Source organism: Fodinibius sp. Rm-B-1B1-1, assembly GCF_038594945.1.
Classification (GTDB): domain Bacteria; phylum Bacteroidota; class Rhodothermia; order Balneolales; family Balneolaceae; genus Fodinibius; species Fodinibius alkaliphilus.
Genome location: NZ_JBCFYD010000002.1, coordinates 1,217,326 through 1,238,943, shown reverse-complemented (window position 1 = coordinate 1,238,943; position 21,618 = coordinate 1,217,326). Strand labels below are relative to the sequence as shown.

The following is a 21,618-nucleotide window of genomic DNA, read 5'->3' as shown; positions in this document are numbered from 1 at the left end:
GGCAATGTTTTAATATATGTGTAAACACACATATATAATATAGCTTCTTTTTACTGTCGCTGTCAATATGAATATCCCTGATTTTAATAGTCTCCCTGAACTGCCCGATCCCGGTCGCTACCAACTAAATAAGAACGTCCACAACATCACGCGGTACCAAACCATAGCTGCCGACATGCAGCATCCGGGGAACTCTCCGCGTCTGTATGTGCACGTAGATATGAACGCCTTTTACGCACAAGTCGAGCAGCTCTGCTATAACCTGTACGGTATGCCAGTGGTCGTGGGCGGCTGGCGCAAGCCGGACGGAACGGTTAAAGGGATTGTGGCCACCAGCTCGTATGAAGCTCGGGCTTGGGGCGTGAAGACCGGCATGAGCGCTTTGGAAGCTTATAAGCTTTGTCCGCATGTAATCTTTAAGCAAGTGGACTACGAAAAGTACCGGGCGTTTAGCAAACGTATCAAAGATGTGTTGGACAGCTTTTCCCCGGATGTAGAAGCCTACAGTATGGACGAGTATTTCTTGGATATTACGTGGAAGCTGGAGGAATCCTATGAGCAATTGGTGGAATTCGCCTGGGAGATGAAGGAGGCTATTTATGAGGAAACCAGTCTTCGGTGTAGCGTTGGAATATCGACTTCTAAGACCTACTCCAAGCTGGCTTCGGATTTAGAGAAACCAGACGGACTTACGGTGCTGACAGAGGAGGAAGAAATTAAAGAGAAGATCTGGCCCTTACCTGTTGATGAGGTGTGGGGTATCGGTAGCCGTCGGTATGCGAAGATCAAAGGTCGGGGCATTACCACTATCGGTGAGGCTATCGCGCGGGGCTATCCGCTTTTTCAAAAGCTGTTTGGGAAATACTTTGGCAAGATGCTGTGGGAGACGGTGGCCGGAAAAGACCGGGCAATTGTAAGCGATGACAGCGAATATATTCCGGAGCGAGTATCATACGGCCATACGTTTTCGACGTGGACGGATGACCCGTGGAAGGTGGCCGGAGAGTTTGCCAAGGCGACTAAGCAGGTCTGCTACCGCCTAAGAGGATACGGAAAGAAATCAGACAAATATTTTGGCAATGTTCGCTTTCAAGGGCAAGAGAAAGAAGGATTCTCCTTTACGTTTCGAGCTCCGGGACTGACAAACTTAGATGGATACGTACTCCGAAACTGCCTGCAGAAAGCCCTGCCGATGCTATTCTACTGCAAAGACCAAGGCAAGAAGTTTCGGGCAATCATGCTGGGTACGACCAAGTTAAATATGACGACACAAGCCGAACTGTTTTTCCAGGAAAATCCCAAAGTAAAGCGAATGTACCAAGCTATGGATTATCTGAACAACCGCTTCGGATTAGATACCATTGATCACGGTATTGCTCAATTTGACGTGAAGGGGAATACCCATTTTAAAGAGCGGTCGATATAAAATGAGTGAATTTTGGTCTTAAATGAAAAAATATAGCATAGGTTAAATTTATTAGTAATATTCTTGGGCAATTAGAAATGGAAAGTAGTTATATGTCAATATTTGAAGATATTAACTTTGAAGAGAGGGCAAGAAATTTAACACTGCCTGAATTTGATCAACAATTGCTGTCTTATCCTTTAATACTAAAACAGTTTGATGGGGTATATAATATTGAGCCTGAATATATCATACTTGGTGTCGAATTAATTAAGGGATGGTTAAATTTACCTCAAGAAAGCTTCAATTATGACAGTGAAGATTTGGAGTTTATGGTTAATAAGTTCAATGGCGCATTTAACGAAAATATTTCTTTTCAGGAGCTAACAGACCTTGCTTTATATTTTGGGAATTTTGAAGCAACTACAGCCATGCTTCATTTTCTTAATCCATATAGTTATCCAATTCATAGCCCAGAAATCGACAAAGTTCTTTACAAGAAAACTGCTACCACCCTGAAATGGGAGGAACAATACCTTTGGCAATTCATTGAAGCCTGCCAGTCATTTAGTAGCTACGATTATGGTATGTCAACTCAGATAGAAAATACAGTTTCAGATAGACTGACAGAAGCGGGATATGACTATAAAGTTGATAAAATGCGTGCGATTGAAATGTGTCTTATTTATGGTGATGATTAAATCTAAAATCAATTAACCAATGTTTCCCAATTTTTAACTCGGCTTTCTGAAAAGGAACGTCCGTATTGAGGTTTTAAATCAAAGTTACATATTCATTGCTTAATGAAATTTCTTTTATCTTCAAGGCCAAAATTAAATTAGCTTTAGAAGTTCATAAATAATGCAATTTGCACTTGATAAAAATGGGAATAAAATAAGCCCCAAACATTCTGGCCAAAAAGCAAGATGTCCAGTTTGTCAAAGTATAGTGATAGGACATTATGGAGAGTTTAGACGTCATTGGCAACATGAGAGTAAAAGGGATTGTGATGAATGGTCAGGCGAAGAAACTCAATGGCATGTAGAATGGAAATCCCGATTCCCCGATGAATGGCAAGAAGTCGTAATTAGTAAAGCTGATGAAATTCATCGTGCAGATATCCAAACCCCAAGTGGAAAAGTACTGGAATTTCAAAACTCACCAATTTCTTCTTCTGAAATAAGAAGAAGGGAAAATTTTTACGGTGATATGATTTGGATAATTAATGCTGAAGAATTTAAATCACGTCTTCAATTAAAAAGTGTAGTCAATAAAAATTTACAACGAATAAAAAGGAATGCCCAAAGAGACCTAAGCATATTAAAACAAGGAGTATCAAAAAGAATAGATAGACTAAAAAATGAAATATCCTCAGTAGAATCCTCGATTGATTACGAAGTGTCAAAAATTGAAGAAAACGATGATTTAATTTCAAAATGCAAAGGTAAATTAAATAACATAACCTCTCTCGCTGATAAGATCTTAAATCATTGGTATTCAAACGATTTGATTTGGAACAACTTGATATCCAGAATAAAATGGGAGGTAGCAGATGTTTACAAAGAAGATTACCTAAATAAAAAAGAAAAAATTGAGCAGGTAAAAAATAAAATAAATTCCATTAAGGAGCAGTTATCTTACATCAATAATAAAGAGGAGTTAGAAATAAGGGAACAATCTTTTAAGATTGTAAGCTACAATGAAATTAGTCCCCAAAACTATACCAATACACAGGTAATCAAAAAAGAAGACAAAAATACTTTATTTCCAGAGTTAATGTCCATAAGTAGTGATAAAGAATTTGAACGTTATTCTTATCGAAGAAGAGACTACCTCTTTCTTTTGGACTTAACAGAAATAGTCAATTCGTTAAGGCGTAATTTGGAAAATCTGGAAAAGCAATTGATCAATCAAAAGGAACAAATTATCCTCCAAAAACAAGAGCTTATAAAAGATTTACATGAGTTAGTCGAGTCAAAAATTGATAAGCTAAACAAAGAAAACAACAACTTGTGGGCTAAAGTAGAAGAGTTGAAAGAATCAAAAAAGGAGTTAATTCAAAAAAAATCTAAAATAGTTAACTCAAAAGAAAGTTTTTTGAAAAAGGAAAGAGAAAAAATAGTTAGTGACACAAAAAGTAAGGGCTTTGAGATTATGCGTACCCAAAAAGGTCACTACGAATTTGATTGGAAACAAAAAAGAAAAAGCTGGAATATGGCTTCTTGTCCGCTATACTTAGATTTCGGGGAGGGTTATTTGTTTAAGAAAAGTCAGAATGAACTTAAGCGGATATCTATTGATGACTTTGTAAGGAAGTTTAAACAATAATCTAATTTTGATAAGTCTTTACAATTAGGTTCTTCAAGATCAAGGGCGTCTATGATATAGGCTTTTAAAATACTATGCATCAAGAAAAATATGCGAAGAGTAATTATTCATACCAGGCTTTAAGAAGAGCCTAATTCATACAGAAGTTCTATTTAAATTCCTCAAAATTTAGTTCTAATATTGGGATGTTTACAAAATTACTTATGCTGAAATATGTTTAATTAAATCTATTAGTTCGAAAAGTTCAGCCTCAATGTTTTCCCATTCGTTATTCAAATCTACTGTCTTAAACGTCAATGCTTGATCATTCCACGTATAAGTAGCATGAATGGAATCTCCCACATCCGGATAAAGCAACATGCCTTCTACCTTTTTATTTTCAGGATTGGGAATATGCTGCATATAGGCAAAGATCTGATACATATTGGGCGACTTAAATGAGATGGAGTCTATATCTTCACGACGGGCCATTGTTTTGGAATAAAACTTGGTATCAATAATAATGATACGCTCATCGTCTTCTAATACGATATCGGTAAACATAGAGGGCATTAATTCGTTGTGCTCCTCTATCTCAGATTTAAAGGGCCAAGGAAAGCTGGGACTTTTTACTTTGTATCGATTTTGTTCTCTCTGATAAAAGTTAAAGACAAACGCTTCAAAGAGACGAGCCAATTTTTGATGATCTCGGGTAAAGTCCCTGAATTGATATCGCTGCCCAGATTCATCCAGTGCTGAAGATTCAAATATTAGCTGGCAGATCTGTATCAAAAATCCGTAAAAGGCATTGTTCCGATGTATTTGAACTTGTGTAAAATGGTGACCTTGTAGGCGAATCTCTTCAACATCGGAAAATCGGTAATAGATCTCCTTTAACTCTCGATGCAAACCATTCTCGATTTCAGGCATTTGTAAGAGCCGCAATACCGTAGATTTAAGAATGCGATTGGGTAACACGTTGCGGCTTAGTTCATCATACTGGCACCAAGCTTTTTTATTCTGAAAAGAAAGACTACTTAATGATTCATCGATTAACAGCTTCCCTCGAATACCCGGGATTTCCTCTTCTTTCTGCCGGTAATTTCGATACAGTCCCCGCTTGAATAGATAGCTACAGCCGTTGGCTAATACTTTACCCAAAAGGTTGGCCACCTCCTCAAAATCGTCAATCCCAGCCTTGGTTAGCTCGGCTTCATCCAGCTTATCCCAAGCGTAGCTTAATAGGTAATAGATATTTTGGACCGGTACCTGCTTCATATCGTAAGCAGTTGCTCTTCAATTTCTTCTACTTTGGTAGGTTTATCAAACCAATATTCATTAAGAAGCGGTATAATTTCGTATTCGATGATATTTTTATACCAATCTTCGTCACCGTTCTTGGTACCACAAAAATAACTGTGTCCAATCTGGTAACCAGGTCCAGGCCCCAGCTCTTGTTTATCAGCTATTTTATTGTTCAGTTCACGGAGACGCTCTACAATGGTATCAATTAAATGCTCTTCAACACCTCGCTCTTTAAGGTGGTTCTGGAACTTATCCCCGAAGTTGGGCATCATATCAATAAAGACAAACCGTCGGCGAAGAGCATAATCAACCATAGCCAGCGATCGATCAGCCGTATTCATTGTGCCAATGAGATGTAGATTCTTCGGGATATAAAAGTTGGGATCATCTTCACCTTTCCTATAGGGCAACTTAACGGTAAAATCTTTACCACGCTTATCATTTTCGATGAGCATCATGAGCTCACCAAAAATCTTACTTAAATTTCCACGGTTTATTTCATCAATGACCAAGAAATACGGTCTATTTTCTGGGTCTGACTTTGCTCGCTTACACATCTGCATAAAAATGCCGTCCTTCAGCTCAAAGTGATCTTCTGTGGGACGATAGCCTCTGATAAAGTCTTCGTACGAGTAGGACTGGTGAAATTGTACGACTTCTATACGGTTTCGATCTTTAAAACCAGACATTAGCCAGGCTAAACGCTTAGCTAAAAATGTTTTTCCAGTACCTGGAGGACCTTGTAGTATGATATTCTTCTTATACTCTAACAGATCGAGAATATTTTGGAGCTCTTCTTCCTGCATGAACACTTCATTCAGTGCGTCCTCCATGGTATAGGGGGAATGTTGTTGGACCCCGTTAAATGCCAGATCTCGTATCGTCAAGAATTCATCTTCTGTAAGCTTAAATAGGCTGCCTTGGTTATTATTCAGGACAGAGCAGCTTTCCAATTCAGGAATCGATTGTAAGGCATCCCAACCCGGTTGATTCGGTGTAAACTCTTTTAACCTAAATGTAAATTTTTCTTTGTCGTCATCATCAGTATGCAGAGCTTCTGTAACTTCCAGTACGGCTTTAACGCGCTTTACCGGAGTAGATTCATATCCAATTATCAAGTCACCAGGCTCTACTTCTTGAAAATGTTGGTATATACGTCGTTTGTTTCCATTGTCATTGCGGGATGTATACCATTGCTCTTGTCCCACTTCTTTCTCAGAAAAACGCCAAATATCCGGATTCGCATTTAGCCACCAGTAATTGCGATCTTCTTCAGCTACCTCTTTACTGACATCCGATTCTTCTTTGGATACGTGATTTTCGTACAGCCAACTAAAAAACTGATCTAATTCCAACGGTATGGTTGTTTCGGTTCTCCTACCAACGATCTCTTTATAAAGTTCTATAAGTGGACTTAGCTGATTGTTATATCGAATAAAGAAATCACCAAACGATTCTCCACGTTCACGGGATATATCCAATTCCAAAAAGGAGGTAGCTTCTTTATCTCGGCGATTATAAAACACGTATTTTTCAGGGAATAAATACCCAACTAATTCACCGTAAAAGGATTCAGCCAAATATTTTAGATGATATTCGCTGTCATTATCCAGCATTGCATTGATTCGATCTGATAACGGATCATCGCCATAGGCCAGATATAAAAACGCCTTGCGATAGCGTTTGATGTCATGATTGGGATCGCCAAAAGCTCTTTTCAAGGCTAAAGCGTTAGTAGCAAGGCCATGGACTTTTTCCCCCATCTCTTGAAAATCACTCCACTCAGCTTGCTTCAAGTTTTCTTTTTTAAAGAAATCCTGAAAGTACTCATACCTTCGTTCTACAAAGGCTCTTTCTGTAAAATGTTGGTCAGCTACTTCTGAAAACTTTTTAAGATAGCTCTTAACCTTTGGTAATCTATCTGCTTCCATATCAAAAACGTCTTTAAATACTTCTCTTTTATATTGATCATCAAATACAGCTTTCTCAAAGAAATCGTTATTGTACTTTTTAAAACTGGAACTTTGAGTACGTTCTAATTCTTTTAGAGAAGCAGCTGTGATACTATCAAATTCTTCCTGCAATTCGGTATAGCTCTTAGTCCAATGGAAATATGCCTCTGGTGGTCCATTAAATTTTTCACCGGTTTTTGAGTTTACTCTGCTATTTGGATGAATAAATCTCCATGGTTTTTCCTTATCAGCATAGAAACTTAAACAATAGCGCTGCCCGATAGTTAGATTTAATCTTGGGCTGTCCGTGCGAACGCTAAAGACTACTCGCTGATCGGAAGGTTCTACCTTTAACTCTTTGACAACTTTTTGGAGGCCATTGAAATATTTTGAGGCTTGCTCATATTCCATTTGGTCCAAAACCTCTTTAAAATCACTTTCGGACTCTTTTTCACCTTCTAAGGTTCTGAATAAAATATCCTGAGCCAGTAGGTTTAGATTATCATCTTCGTAACAGTCATCTGTCAACGTTTTTCGAGATAATTCTATCAGCTCTTTATCCTTAGAGATAAACTCATCAATAAATTTTTCTATAAGCTCTAAATAATGAATATATCGTTCACCGGCTGAAGGTCTATCAATCCCTAATAAATCAGTATAATCTGAGTAAAAAGAATACTTATAGAAGGTGTATTTATCTGGATACCTAAAAGTAAGATAGGTAGCTATAGTACGCTCATCTTGAAATGATCCTTTATCAGGATAATGCTCTCTAACTAATTCTTCTGCTTGCTCACCAAAATCATCAATTCGTTTTTTCACAGGAATTGTCTCGTCATACAGCATCTTAAATAACGAGCGAGCCTCCTCCGGATAATCCTCTACAAAGTGAATAAGAGTCTTGCTCCTATAGTCCAATAGATTACCGAACTCAATACCTTGAGCCATTTCAGCAAAGTTTTCAGCATCAATATCCCATTTTTGTTGAAATTCTTTTACAAGCTGCCACTTATATAGCTCTTTTTCGTTGTTATCCGCTTGAATTAATTTCTTATAACGTTCAATTAACTCTTTCTGAATTGAATTGTAATCGGTGTCCGGTTCAGCTACTTCATCTTTCTTAGGAATAATGTCATATCCTAATTCTTTGAGCTTTTTAAAAGCGGGAGTCCCTTCACCACCTTTAAATTCACTTGGGTCCAGCTCTTCTCCATTAGCATATTTATTAGCTATGGAGAGGACTAATTTGGGAGGATAGGTCTTACCATCACAAAGAAGGTCGTATGTTGTTGAATGGCGACCTTGTGGCACTCCCTTTTTATCTATTTCTGCCAACGCATTGTTAATGTGCTCCTTCGTAATATTTTCAGGAATCATATCTCTAAACAAATGGATTACTAATTTATTAATTCATTTGTAATAAAAATTATTGTTAGCAATAAAAGAAATTTACTTCTGATTTGTTGATTCATAAATTTTAGATTAAAGTATATCACAAAATATACTTAAGTACTTTAGCCAAATATAGTTATGTCAGGGGATATAAAACTACCCTTTGGCCTCAAAGAGGGGCGATTATACCACATTACAAAAGTAGAGAATGGGTTAAAATGCAATTGTATTTGTCCTAACTGTGAAGCTAAATTAATTGCACGCAATCAGGGTAAGAAGAAGGTTCCACATTTTGCACATTATAAATCTACGCAATGCCCAGGTTCACTTGAAACGGCTATTCATCTTATGGCTAAACAAATTATACAGGATGAACTTTTAATTTATACTCCTAAGTATTCAAAAGAGACGATAGCCTATGATGATGAAGGGATACCTCATTACGGTAAAAACACTCATATCCCACCTGACAATGTTGAGTTTGACAGAGTCGATGTAGAAGTGTCAAAAAGTGGATATAGACCAGATGTTATAGCTTTTAAAAATGGGAAATCTTTAAATATAGAAATCAAAGTTTCTCATGAGGTGGATGAGGAAAAAGCTTCTTTGATTAAATCAGTGCAAGAACCAATGCTTGAAATTGATTTAAGTGATTTAACTGAAGACACACTTTTAGATATTGAGCAATTTAATTGGGAGGTAATACAGAATGTCGAAAATAAAGAATGGATTCACAATCCTAAGGGAGAAGAAAATTATGAAAAGAACTTGGCTCAATTAGAAATAAAAGTTGAGCAAATAAACAAAAAAATTAGAAAGCAGAAAGAAAAGAAAAAAGATTTCAAAGAGCTTAAGGAGAAAAAACGAGAGCTATATCAAGAGGATTTAGAAAGATTAGAAAAAGCGAAAGACAGTAAAGAAATAGAAGATCGTCTTGGCAAGTTGGAAAGTGCAAACTCTAATCTTATACGGAAGCAATTTCAACACATTGGTTATGAGGAGGAAGTAGGCCCCAAAATATTTTCTGTTCAAACTGATAGTGGTTGGATATTTCAAGTCCACCCAAAAGTTTGGCAAAGTGCTATTTTTCTAAAGTTCATACAGGATGAATCCGTTGATACTATAATAAAAGCCAACAAGGTCAAAAATTGGGTGGTAAACAAATATGGTATTTTAGACTTTGTTGAAACCTTGAATTCTATAAAACAAAAGCATAAAAAAATAGGCAAGAGAAGAGGGAAATGGTATGGAGAGAAAGGGGCATGGTTTTTTTCAGATGAGGAGAATTGGATGATTGATAGTCCCTATAAACCAATTGTACAGTATTTAAACTACCTTGCAGAGATTAATATTCTCAACACAGATGACGATGATTATAATAAATTTAGAATTAGGATCAATAGTTGGGATAAATATTTAGCTCATTTGAGAAGGTTAAGAGCTATAGGAAAGAGGAGGTACAAAATAGCGAAAAAGAGAAAGCGCGTTCAGTATCTATATAGTAAGTTGGTTAATCTCATGAATAGAAGACTTGTAATGAAAAGGATACAAGATATGATTGCATCTGAAAAGAGGGTGTTTGAGCAAAATGAGAAAGAGGGACGAAGGTGTAAGAAGTGTTTGTTATACTTTTCTAAATTGGATGGTGATAGTTGTCCGTTTTGTGAACATGATGACTTTAAAGAAGTTTTAATTTCAGAATCCAGTATAAAAAATGCTAAACATCGTCATGCTTGTAATACAAGCATTCCACAGGCAGTGGAAGCAGCACCAATTATTGACGATTCAATTCTTAATGTTAAGGGTAAGTAAGTATTCATTATTTGAAGCACTTAAAGATGTGTAAGCGGTAGTGTAAACTGAACTCTGTATTTAAGCAGAATATGTTGGCTAATTTTTAGTGTAAATTCTGTTTTGCTCTTTCCCTCTGCAGTCCTTAGAATGAGGCCTAACAAAAAGTTGGTTTTTTAACTATTTACTGATGCAGATAGCGACGATTTCCGCAAGACGAGCCGTTGATAACGCTTTCCTTCAAGAGTCTATCACAAAAACCGAATTTGAGACCTTTCGTCAGCGTTTGTTGAAGCTGTTAAATGAGGCGGATGATGCGGTCAAAGACAGCGAAACCGAAGAACACCTCAAAGGATTAATGAAGCCCTTCTTTGATAACACTAATTTTGAAGAAGAGCACTATATCAACACCAAGGAGCGGCAGGATTTAGCAATCCACAACGGTAAAACCCGCCAGTCGAAGGTAGGGGTGATTATAGAAGCCAAACGCCCTTCTAATAACAAAATGATTACCGGGGATGATCTGAATCGCAAGGCCTTCCACGAGACGATTTTATATTACCTGCGGGAACGCATCGATAATGGCAATGAAGATATTAAGCATATCATCATTACCGATACCTACCAGTGGTATATTTTCGATGCCCAGGATTTTGAACGTCATTTTTATGAGTCGAAAACCTTAACGGGATGGTATGAAGAGTGGAAACAGGGACAAAAGGTAAGCTCGCGTACCGACTTTGTATATAACCATCTTTCGGCGTTTGTTGATGAGCTGGATACCACGATTCAGGCAGCTAAGCTGGATATCACAAAATACCGTACGCTGTTAGAGAAAGAAGAATTAAGTAGAGATGAGCAAAAAAAGCTGGTTCCGGTCTTTAAACTATTTACGCCAACGCACCTACTCAAGCAACCCTTTGCCAGTGATAGCAACGAGCTCAACAAGGCGTTTTACAAAGAGCTGCTGTATATCATGGGGCTTAAGGAATACAAAGAAAAAGGGACCCACTATATTACGCGACTGGATGAGGAGAACCGTCAGCATGCCTCGCTTATTGAGAATACGATTACCCAGCTCAAAAGTGTGAATGTATTATCACGGCTGCCGAATCGATCGGAGTTTGGGGACGATGAAGAAGAGCAGCTATTTAATGTGGCCATCCAACTGCTGATTACCTGGATCAATCGCATCCTGTTTTTAAAGCTGTTGGAAGCCCAGCTCTTCAAATATCATCGCGAAGATGATCGGTTCCGGTTTTTAAATCACCGTGACATTGAGGAGTACGATGGACTGAATAAGCTTTTCTTTCAGGTATTGGCCGTACCGGTTGAAGAGCGTTCTGATCGCATTAATACGCATTTCGGTCATATCCCATACCTGAATAGCTCACTTTTTGATGTGGCTGATATTGAAGCGGATGCCATCTTTATTTCCGCTTTGGAAGACGGATTAGAAATGCCGGTTTATAACCGCAGTAAAATTACGGATCGGGATGGTCAGCGTCTGAAAGGAGAAGAGCTATCTGCGCTCGAATACCTGCTGCGCTTCCTGGATGCCTATAACTTTAATACCGAGGGCACAGCCGAAGTTCAGGAAGAAGCCAAGACGCTGATCAATGCGTCGGTACTGGGACGTATATTCGAAAAGATTAACGGCTATAAGGATGGCTCATTTTTTACGCCCGGCTACATCACCGAATATATGTGTCGGGAGACCATTCGTCGGGCGGTGGTACAGAAGTTTAATGATGAGTACAATGGGTGGGAATGTGAAGATATTGAAGAGGTATCCCAAAAGATTGCTCGTCATGAAGTCCCGTATGATGAAGCCAACAAGATTGTAAATAGCATTACCATTTGTGATCCGGCCGTAGGGTCCGGACACTTTTTGGTTTCGGCCTTGAATGAACTAATTGCTATTAAAAGTGATCTACGCATCTTTGTGGATGAGGAGAATCATCGCATTCGGGATGTGGATATTAGCGTGGATAATGATGAGTTAAGCATCTCAGTGGGACAAGATCCCTTCTTTGAATACCGGGTGCACCACAGTTGGAAGGAGAACAATCGTTTAGAGCGTACGGTCGGCTCTGATACCCAGCGACTGCAGAAAGCTCTGTTCCGCGAAAAGAATATCCTCATTGAAAACTGTTTGTTTGGGGTAGATATCAATCCCAATTCCGTCAATATCTGTCGGCTTCGCCTGTGGATTGAGTTGCTCAAGCACGCCTATTACAAAGAAGGTACGGACTTCCAACAGCTTGAAGTACTACCCAACATTGATATTAACATCAAGAAGGGCAACTCGCTGGTAAGCCGTTTTGATCTGGATGCCGACCTTTCTCAGATTCTGGCCAACAACGATGATCTGACGATTGAAGAGTATAAACAAGCCGTACGAAGCTACAAGGAAACCGGTGACCAGGAGGATAAACGGGCGCTGAAAAAGAAGATTAACTCTATTAAGGAGAGTTTCTCAGTGGGACTTAAAGAACTGCACCCCGTCCGACAAAAACTTAAAAAGCAGCGTGAGGTACTGATTAAGGAAGAAGCCAAGCTGGACTTGTTTGAGGGCGGAAAGAAGAGCAAAAAGGACCAGAAGAAAATAAAGAAGACCAAAAAGAAAATTGGCAAATTGGAAGAGGAGTTAGAGGAACTTGAAAGTGCTACCTTCTACGAACAAGCCTTTGAATGGCGGTTTGAGTTTCCTGAAGTGCTGGATGAGGACGGAAATTACACCGGCTTTGATGCAGTGATTGGAAATCCGCCTTATGTGCGACAAGAAGCGTTGAAAGATATAAAAGATTATTTGTCAGAGAGTTTTGAAGTGTATTACGGCACTGCTGACCTATATCAGTATTTTGTAGAACAAGGTATTAATTTGCTTACACATAAAGGTACCTTTCATTACATAGTTTCAAACAAATGGCTGAGGACAAATTACGGTCAACCACTTCGTGAATTTTTAAGTAATTATCAGTTAAAATCACTGATTGATTTTGGTGATCTACCAGTTTTTCAGGAAGCGTCTGCTTATCCATGCTTACTTCAGATCAATAAAACTGAGGTAACAGAAAGTTTTAAAGCAATGGAAATAGAATCTCTCGAATTCGAAGATTTAGCTTCGCTAATTGCTGAAAGTAGTTTTAGTGTAGACCAAACAAAGTTACTTGATGAAGGATGGACTTTAGTAGGAGAAAAAGCCCAAAAACTTATTGAAGAATTAAGGGCAAAAGGGACAAGAGTTGAAGACTATGCAAATGATAATATCTATCGGGGGATTATTACTGGTCTAAATGATGCCTTTCTGATAGATAAAGAAACTAAAGATAAACTTATAGAAAAAGATAGAAAGAGCACTGACCTGATAAAACCTTTTCTCGTAGGAAATGAGATTAAGAGATACAAAAAACCAATAAATGAGTCTTTCGTAATTCTAATACCTGATGGATTTACAGAGAATAATGCAACCTCAGAAAATAAATGGAATTGGTTTAAAAATGAGTATCCAGCAATTGCAAAACATTTAGAAAACTTCAAGAATAGAGCTAAGAAAAGATACGATCAGGGCGAATATTGGTGGGAATTAAGGGCATGTTCGTATTACGATCAATTTGCGGAGGATAAAATAGTTTTCCCCAATATTTGCAATCGTCCAGAATTTACTTTCGATACTGATAACAAAATTACTAATCAGAAATGCTACATAATTTCATTAAATGATAAATTTCTATTAGGTGTCCTTAATAGTAAAACCACGCATTTTTTATTCGAAGTCATACTTCCGAAACTTAGGGGGGACTACTATGAGCCAAGCTATGTCTATTTTAAAGAATTTCCTATCCCCAGTGCTAACAATTCAGATCTACCACAGAAAATAGAATCCCTTGTCGATCAAATCCTCACTGCCAAAGAAGAAGACCCTGAAGCTGACACCAGCAAGCTGGAGGAGGAGATAGACCAACTTGTTTATGAGCTTTATGGGTTGAGTGAGGAGGAAATTGGGATTGTGGAAGAGAGTGTGGGTAACTAAATCTAAACTACGATGCCATATCCAATTGAAAAAAAGCTTGTTGTTGGTATCTCATCCAGTGCCCTCTTTGATTTAAAAAAAGAAGACAAAATTTTTAGAAGAGACGGATTAGAGGCCTACAAGAAGTTTCAAATACAAAATCGTGAAACAATACTCGAAAAGGGTTTGGCATTCCCATTTGTAAAGAGATTCCTGAATATTAATGACGTCTATGATGAAAAAGTACCTGTTGAAGTAGTTTTATTATCTAAAAATAGTCCGGAAACAGGGGTACGAATTTTTAACTCAATTCAGGAATATGATTTAGACATTACAAGAGGAGTCTTCACCTCTGGGAAATCGCCCCATGTATATCTTCCATCATATAATATCTCCTTATTTTTAACTACGGATCAAGATGATGTGAATAAAAGTATTGATCTGAACTATCCAGCTGGTTTGATACTTAAATCAGATATTGAAGATGATGACGAGGAGATGGAACTAAGAGTCGCCTTTGATTTTGACGGAGTTGTAATTGATGATGAGGCAGAAAAAGTTTATCAAGCTGAAGACCAATTGGATGCTTTTCATGATCATGAAACTGAAAATGTCGTAAAACCTCATAGTCCCGGAATATTAGCTGATTTTTTTAGAAAATTAGCCTTCTTTCAGAAGTTAGAGTCGAAGAAAAAAGAAAAAGATCCTGACTATAATAAAATACTTAAAACTGCAATTGTTACTGCTCGTAATGCACCTTCTCATGAAAGAGCAATTAATACTTTGGAGCATTGGGGTGTTTCAGTAGATGAAATGTTCTTTTTAGGAGGGATTAAGAAAAAACGAGTACTGGAAGTGTTAAAACCTCATTTATTTATTGATGATCAAAAATCTCACCTCGATCAGGATTTAAAAAATATTACTTTAGTTCATATTCCATTCGGTATAGCTAATAAAGATAATTAGATATGAAGCATACAATTCCACCATACTACGAGAGAGTAAAGGAGGGGAGTGTACGAAATGATTTTTTCAATCGAGAGGATTTCAAGGATAATTTGACAAACCTACTCTCGTCAACCGAGGATTCTCTGACATTAACCATTAATGCTGATTGGGGTGAAGGTAAAACAACCTTCATCAAACTCTGGAAGGATGAGCTTGAGGAATCAGAACAATTTATTCCTATCTATTACGATGCGTTTGAAAATGATTTTGCCAGTGATGCATTTATTTCAATTGCCGTAACTATTCAAGAGGCTATAAAGAGACACTATGAAAAGTTTGATTTAGATCATGACAAGGAACACCTCATTGATGGTTATAAAGAAGTAGCCAAAAAATTAGGTATTGAACTTGTTAAGATGGGGGCTAATACAACATTAAAATTAGCTACCGGAGGATTGTTAAAAGCGGATAGTATATGGGATATATTATTTGATAAAGCAGAAGAACTGGATAAACGAGAGAATAAAGGGCTTGTATCAGAAAAATATGATGCCTTTTTAAATAGAAGAAAAACGATCCAAGAATACCAAGAAGCCCTGGAAGCTTTATTGGAAGTTGGGCCGGATATTAAAGATAAAAGGATAATATTTTTCGTAGATGAATTAGATAGGTGTAGACCCGATTTTGCTATTCATGTAATAGAAAAGATTAAGCATTTATTTAGTGTTTCTCATGTCAACTTTGTGTTGGCTATAAACCGGGAACAGTTGGTTGAAATTGTTAAACATGCTTATGGAGTAAATGAAGATGATGCATATGTATATTTACAAAAATTTGTCCATGTAGAAACAAATTTACCTACTCTAAAAGATTTACGGACTAATGACGATGATAATTTAAAGTTATACATTGAAGAATTAGTTGACTCATTTCAAATAATAGAAAGTATTTTTGATTCTGAGGGCCTTTATAATTTGATCCGAAAATCTTGGAGATATGTTGATTATAACCCCAGATCAATTGAACGGACATTAACTCTATTTTCTATTTCTATTAGTAGCTGTAGAGAGGAAAAGAAGAAGGATTTTTATCCCCATATTTTACTATTGAGTTTATTAAAAATACATATACCACCGATATATAAGGATGCAAAAGGAAATGGTCGAATTATGAAAAAAATTAGAAGTGAAGATGCCGTTGTAGGAGGGAATTTTATAGATTATTTAAAAAATGATTTTTTCCCAGAGTCTAATATTACAGGAGGTGCCTCTAACACTGTTGAAATAGAAAGTTTGAAAGAAGCTGCAAAAATAGTTGATATGTATGACTTACCTTCTGATTTAAAGATTAACAACATTAAAGTGAAAGATTTAGAGTACGAAGTTTCTGATTGATAAGCTTGTAATTGAGGTTGAAGAGTTAGCCGGAGATGTGTTTTCTCAATACGTCTGAAGTTGAAGGCAAAAACATAAAACCATAAAGCCGAACCATAAAACCATAATCCCATAAAAACATAACTGGAACTGTCTATTATGGGAAGTATTTAACGTTTAACAAGCTATGAAATTCAGCCTAATTGTTTGACAAAATTGTATAACAAAGAGCTTAGAACCATTAATAGAGACTATAGTACAAGGTTTTAGGAAAGTTTAAACGTCAGTGTTAGGTAGGGCAAAATGTAGAGCAAACGTATGACAAATAGAGAGGCTTACCTACCTTTTGCCAGGTTGCCATTCTTGCCTTTTGTGCCATTTGAGTTGAAAGCGGCAAGAATGGCAAATATGGCAACCGTGGCAAAATTAGTGATCCGTTTTGACATACGATCCGTGTGCTTTTTTATAAAGAAACTCTTGATCGCATAACTTTTTTAAATAGTTGCGTACGGTACGTTCGGGTATACCCGCTTCATAACCATAAAAATAGGCCTGATTGGTTTCAAATCGCTCAGGCAGGGCATAAAAAAAGCGATTCATGGTTTTGTTGTTAGAAGGTTTGGCGGAGCTACCGGGGAGCAAGTGAAACAGCCGAATGGCATGGTCCAGAAAGTTTTGCGCCAGCCCAATACTTACCTCCATGTCTGCATTGGTTACGATTAGTGTTGAGCGTTTAACAATTTCTGGTTTAGTTGCTATTATATTTCTGACAATACACATAATGGCGGCTATTCGAAGTGCTATTACCGCAATCCGTTGATTATTTGATTGCAGGTACCGGCTCATTCCATGGTCTTCGAGCTCCTGCATCTTATGCATAAAGGTATCATTGAGGTAGTCCCAATGACGGTCTTCTAATTGTATGACAAGCGGAGATTCTTTCTCTTTTAAGATATTATACGTTTTGAACATCACCGATGAAAAATGGTCTAACTTTTCAGCGAGTTGTTGGGAGTTATTCGTGGGACGGTGGGTCTTCCACGTCAATTTGGATTCAAATGTATAATAGGCATACCGGCTGAAGTGTCCGTTTTCTGCATTGTCAAACAGTTTCGAAAATTGGTCAAACGTACCAGACATAAAAATTGATAGCTCAGGCCGTTCGATATACATATTATCGTTCTTTCGTCTCATCGTTGAGGGTTCGTGATGGAATCCCTTTCGTATAACATCCGTAAAATCGCCCCAATCCTGTCGGGTAGCATTGACAAGGGTATCGATTTCGGTTTCAAAAATAAGTCCACGTCCATCGTTATGGGCTAAAAAGTCATACAATGCCCGAGAGCTGGTATTGCCCGGCAGGAATAGTTGACGCGGAATAGGCTTAGGGGTTTTCTCTTTATCCTTTTTGGGTAATCCTTCCCACTTTAGTAGTTCCTTTTTACCGTCTTCAATAAGTTTGTTGTTTAACTGATGACCAATCTTTCGAGCCTTTTCAGCGATTCCTTTGCCAGATCCCGGTTTTGCTATAACAATGGTATAAAGATCAGGAGAATAAGCTCCATCTCGATGAGGAATATGTACGTTAGGCAAATGGGCAGATAACACTGGAAGGGCTGCATTAAGGAACACATCACGTTCGGACTGGTCGGGAAATAGGTCCGTGATTTCTTTTAATGCTTTGGGCAGTCTTTCAAAAACCTTGTCGCCGTGTGGTTTGGCCTGTTGCACGTTCCATTCATTGCTGAATATATCCGAAAGACGCTTTTTTCTATGTTGGATTGTGGTTCCTTTGGCAAGAATCTTTTTATACACTTTTTGAGGGTCTGGCTCTTGCTTAAAATAATCCGTTATATCCTTGCATTTGTTGTTAGTGAGCTTCGAAATGTTAACCAATTCAACATTCACGTTATTATTAGTAACCGAACGGTTAACATGTTGGGTAAACGAGTGTGCAGTTTGTTTGACAGAGTTCGTATCACAGTCAAATAGAATCTTTATAGTATGAACGTGTTTAACGATTCGTTTTAAGTCATTGGCTTGTTTGTCAGACATTTCTGGGATTTCACCGGATGCAATGCTTATAACATCAATCACATCGCTGTATCGCTCGCTAAGCATCATCGCCTCACGAGGTGACTTACAAATAAACAGAATCGATTTACCGGTTAGCTGACCTGTGCCAAACCAGGAATCTTTCGGCTTGCTCCCTTTCATCATTCGGATAACTTTTTCCCCGTTTTCCCGACGATACAACTGCATACCTGTAGGATAGGGAATAGATAGCCAGTCTTTATCCCATTGTGTTTTAATACCACAATTGAACCTTTCAAGCGTCTCCTTGGAGATTAAATCGTATGACGATAGCTGTTTTAGTAGTGGGTGGTGAGGCTCATTTGTTAGGCGATTTCGATCGTTTTCATTGGGAAGTTCAGCTATAAGTTCATCAATATCTTTAGACAGTTGGTCGTCTGTATGACCATTTGAATAGTTTGATGTCTGAATATTTGCGTATTTGGTATTTGTTTGATCAACAAGGTTTAATAGTTGTCTACCAACCACTGGTTCTATCTTCTTTACGGCTTTATAAAAGCTAATATTGAGTATTTTTCGCAGTAACGTAATGATATCACCGCTTTCGTTAGTTCCATGATCAGTCCAATAACCAGTTTTAATATTAATACTAAAGGATGGGTTCTGTTCGTCCCGAAGGGGACTTAATATTGTTTGTTGTTCACTACCATTTGGAGAGATATTTAGGTTCAAAATAGTAGTTAAAATCGTTTTAACTTCGTTGGGATATAGTTTTTCAGATATACTCATCTTATAAAAAGTAATTTCTTTTGGTTGTACGGAGATAAGAATGGAGAGGGGGATTGAGTTCCCTCTCCATGTATTTGATTAGCTCACAAAGTTGACGACATCTTCCCACAGGTAACATGGTTGACCATAGAGATGCTTACTTTCCAACTCTGCTAAGTTATCGATGTCTAATTGGGCAATCGGAATCTCCCAAATACGGGCGATTTCCTTCTTGTCGACATACATCTTCAGGTCTTTCCGTAAGATCGCTGTGAGATAATCATTGAGATAATGGCAGCGAGGTTTCCCGCTGATAAGTGAAGTAAACTCGGTGATTATTCGGGCAAATACATCACGTGATCGGTTAAGCCTTCGTAGAGCTCTGCCATCAGGTACAAAACTGGTATCCAGGTTGTATTCCTCTGGGTTGAACTCATTGATATGTATGGCCATATGTGAAGCAAATATCCACAGATCGAAATCGTCTAAATTTAATCTATTCATTGGTGTCCTCCTGATTGTTTACAAGTGATCGTTCTTGGGTTAGAGATGGGCGTTTAGCACGACGAATTCGTAGGGCTTTGGCAGCCGCTTTGAGGTCGTCGGGCGACCACAATCGTCGTCCACCAATCATTTCAGGAGGATCTATAGCTCCAGCTCTTATTATATTGTCAAGGTCGTAATAATGGACCTCTTGCTTGATTTGTTGCTGTAGGTATTCTACAGCCTCACCAGTAATTAAGAAGTGTTGTATTTCCATGATTGAGATATTCGATTAACGTTTCTGCAAGAATTACTTGCATTGTAGTCGAATATCTCAATACCGGGAGAAGTGGGACTGGATAGTAAAAATATTTTACTATCCAGATATTAGATCATCAAAGAAATAATCGAGTTCGCTTTTCAATCCTTCATTGTGATCTCTTGAATAAAACCCAATATGTTTTGCCATTTCTACAAATAGATAAAGAGTAAGCTCAAATAACAGCCGTTTTTTAAAATCAAGTTTAAAGTCAGGACGTTGTTCAATCACTTGCAGATTGGGGTGTTTTTTTAGCTTTTTGGAAAAAATTGACGATGGCTTAATGTCTATAAGCTCATTAATTCCCTCGTTAATTATATACACATCTAATAACTCGACTAAATCATCTATGCTAAATTTTCTGTTATATAAGTTGACTTTATTTTTATCTCCATTATATAACCTGAATTCAATATTTGTTAATACTTCATCAATGCAAATGTCAATGATTTCATTTTCAATTGCTATGTATTCGGCACCAGTGAGAATAAGATGTTCCGCAAAAAAACGAGGCCATTCTTCAACAGGGCTGTTAAAAAGTTCTTCTTCCTTTAATTTTATGGTTTGATATCTTGTACCTTGAAACCAGATTTGTTGGTCTTCAAAGTGGTCAGGGGTTGGGAGAAAAGGATTGATTAATTTTTCTTGCTCTTTTAATGTCTTTCGATCTGTATTTCTGGACGAGCAGACATTAAATGGCACTTTTAAGGTTGGGTAATCAGGCAGAATATAAGGAAATGGCTTGGAATCAATTTTGGAAACATTATTATAAGAGACCTTAGAATATGTTTCTCTCAATGTGTTTAAATCCTTAGAGCTATAATTTCTCAGCGCTTTCATATATAGATTATTCAAGAAGGGAGCCGAACCTTGAACCCCACTTATGAAATAATTTTCATGGTCGTGGTGCTTAGGAGAATTTTCCTCATTATTTAAAAAACAGTCTATTAAGCTGAGCACACGAAGTCGAATATTTCTGTCGAAGAGGGGATAGACCTCCTGCACATTCAGAGGTCTATGGACGTTGAAATTCTTTAAAATAAATAGCTTTCTCTTTGTCGATAAGCCCTTGACGTATCTTGGCTCGGTTGGTTTATCTTCCTTAAAATCAAAATGAACATCATGAATAATACCTTTACGTGCCGACCTAAGACGTATTGAATTTTGGTGGGATACGCTTTGTATATAGGAGTCTCTAAAAAACTCATCAATTTTGTAATCTTCGTCAATTATGTCAATTCCTAATGCTTCGCCTAATAGCTCTCTGTAATTAAATACATCGTGGTCTTTGGTATAAGTTCTCCACTTGGATTCTCCTCGAATGCCAGAGGGCACTTCAACGGAAATCTTGGCATTATGCTCAATTAAATAGTCGAAAAACCTGATCACTCGCTCTTGATAAATTGAGATTACTTTCGATTTAATTTCTTTCTCTTTTTCCTCTTTAGTGTCAGCCATTTTTTATCTCAGTTTATTCTTGTTGCATTAAAAAAAATCGCTGAGAAAATACGAAAAGAATGTTGTAG

General features: G+C 37.6%; 13 protein-coding genes and 1 pseudogene. 8 read left to right on the top strand and 6 right to left on the bottom strand.

The window, feature by feature from the left end:
• The first annotated feature begins 67 nt into the window (after positions 1-67).
• From AAFH98_RS12730 to AAFH98_RS12720, 3 genes are all read left to right on the top strand, one after another.
• Entirely contained in the window at positions 68-1,426 is a 1,359-nt protein-coding gene (locus AAFH98_RS12730; RefSeq protein WP_342523101.1) for a Y-family DNA polymerase, read from the top strand.
• A gap of 92 nt (positions 1,427-1,518) precedes the next feature.
• Positions 1,519-2,106, top strand: a complete 588-nt coding sequence (locus AAFH98_RS12725; RefSeq protein WP_342523100.1) for a hypothetical protein — start codon at positions 1,519-1,521, stop codon at positions 2,104-2,106.
• Positions 2,107-2,266: 160 nt separating this feature from the next.
• Positions 2,267-3,733: a hypothetical protein gene (locus AAFH98_RS12720; RefSeq protein ID WP_342523099.1), complete on the top strand. Its 1,467-nt coding sequence runs from the start codon at positions 2,267-2,269 to the stop codon at positions 3,731-3,733.
• Between the two features lie 201 nt (positions 3,734-3,934).
• On the opposite strand, the gene AAFH98_RS12715 is transcribed toward AAFH98_RS12720, so the two are convergent.
• Positions 3,935-4,990 (bottom strand): 5-methylcytosine restriction system specificity protein McrC, encoded by a 1,056-nt coding sequence (locus AAFH98_RS12715; protein WP_342523098.1) that lies wholly within the window; start codon positions 4,988-4,990, stop codon positions 3,935-3,937.
• Positions 4,987-8,346, bottom strand: a complete 3,360-nt coding sequence (locus tag AAFH98_RS12710; RefSeq protein ID WP_342523097.1) for an AAA family ATPase — start codon at positions 8,344-8,346, stop codon at positions 4,987-4,989. The genes AAFH98_RS12715 and AAFH98_RS12710 overlap by 4 nt, the downstream gene beginning before the upstream one ends.
• Positions 8,347-8,499: 153 nt before the next feature.
• Between AAFH98_RS12710 and AAFH98_RS15130 the strand changes: the two are divergent.
• The 5 genes and pseudogenes from AAFH98_RS15130 to AAFH98_RS12690 all read left to right on the top strand — a co-directional run.
• Positions 8,500-8,670, top strand: a pseudogene (locus AAFH98_RS15130) (competence protein CoiA family protein); the annotation flags it as partial.
• Positions 8,671-8,709: 39 nt separating this feature from the next.
• The gene (locus tag AAFH98_RS12705; protein WP_473730266.1) at positions 8,710-10,173 is read left to right on the top strand and encodes a hypothetical protein; all 1,464 of its coding nucleotides are present in this window, start codon (positions 8,710-8,712) and stop codon (positions 10,171-10,173) included.
• A 169-nt stretch (positions 10,174-10,342) separates the two neighbouring features.
• A complete protein-coding gene (locus AAFH98_RS12700) occupies positions 10,343-14,188 on the top strand; it encodes a type IIG restriction enzyme/methyltransferase (RefSeq protein ID WP_342523095.1) in 3,846 nt (1,281 codons plus the stop codon).
• Between the two features lie 12 nt (positions 14,189-14,200).
• A complete protein-coding gene (locus AAFH98_RS12695) occupies positions 14,201-15,133 on the top strand; it encodes a 5'-nucleotidase (protein ID WP_342523094.1) in 933 nt (310 codons plus the stop codon).
• 2 nt (positions 15,134-15,135) lie between these two features.
• On the top strand, positions 15,136-16,509 hold the full coding sequence (locus tag AAFH98_RS12690) for a KAP family P-loop NTPase fold protein (RefSeq protein WP_342523093.1): 1,374 nt from the start codon (positions 15,136-15,138) through the stop codon (positions 16,507-16,509).
• A 405-nt stretch (positions 16,510-16,914) separates the two neighbouring features.
• On the opposite strand, the gene AAFH98_RS12685 is transcribed toward AAFH98_RS12690, so the two are convergent.
• The 4 genes from AAFH98_RS12685 to AAFH98_RS12670 form a co-directional block, all read right to left on the bottom strand.
• Positions 16,915-19,311 (bottom strand): DUF3987 domain-containing protein, encoded by a 2,397-nt coding sequence (locus AAFH98_RS12685; protein WP_342523092.1) that lies wholly within the window; start codon positions 19,309-19,311, stop codon positions 16,915-16,917.
• A 78-nt stretch (positions 19,312-19,389) separates the two neighbouring features.
• Complete coding sequence (locus AAFH98_RS12680) at positions 19,390-19,794, bottom strand: hypothetical protein (RefSeq protein WP_342523091.1); 405 nt, start codon at positions 19,792-19,794, stop codon at positions 19,390-19,392.
• Positions 19,787-20,050 (bottom strand): hypothetical protein, encoded by a 264-nt coding sequence (locus AAFH98_RS12675; RefSeq protein ID WP_342523090.1) that lies wholly within the window; start codon positions 20,048-20,050, stop codon positions 19,787-19,789. Before AAFH98_RS12675 ends, AAFH98_RS12680 begins: the two co-directional genes overlap by 8 nt.
• A gap of 99 nt (positions 20,051-20,149) precedes the next feature.
• Complete coding sequence (locus tag AAFH98_RS12670; RefSeq protein WP_342523089.1) at positions 20,150-21,550, bottom strand: hypothetical protein; 1,401 nt, start codon at positions 21,548-21,550, stop codon at positions 20,150-20,152.
• Positions 21,551-21,618 lie beyond the last annotated feature (68 nt).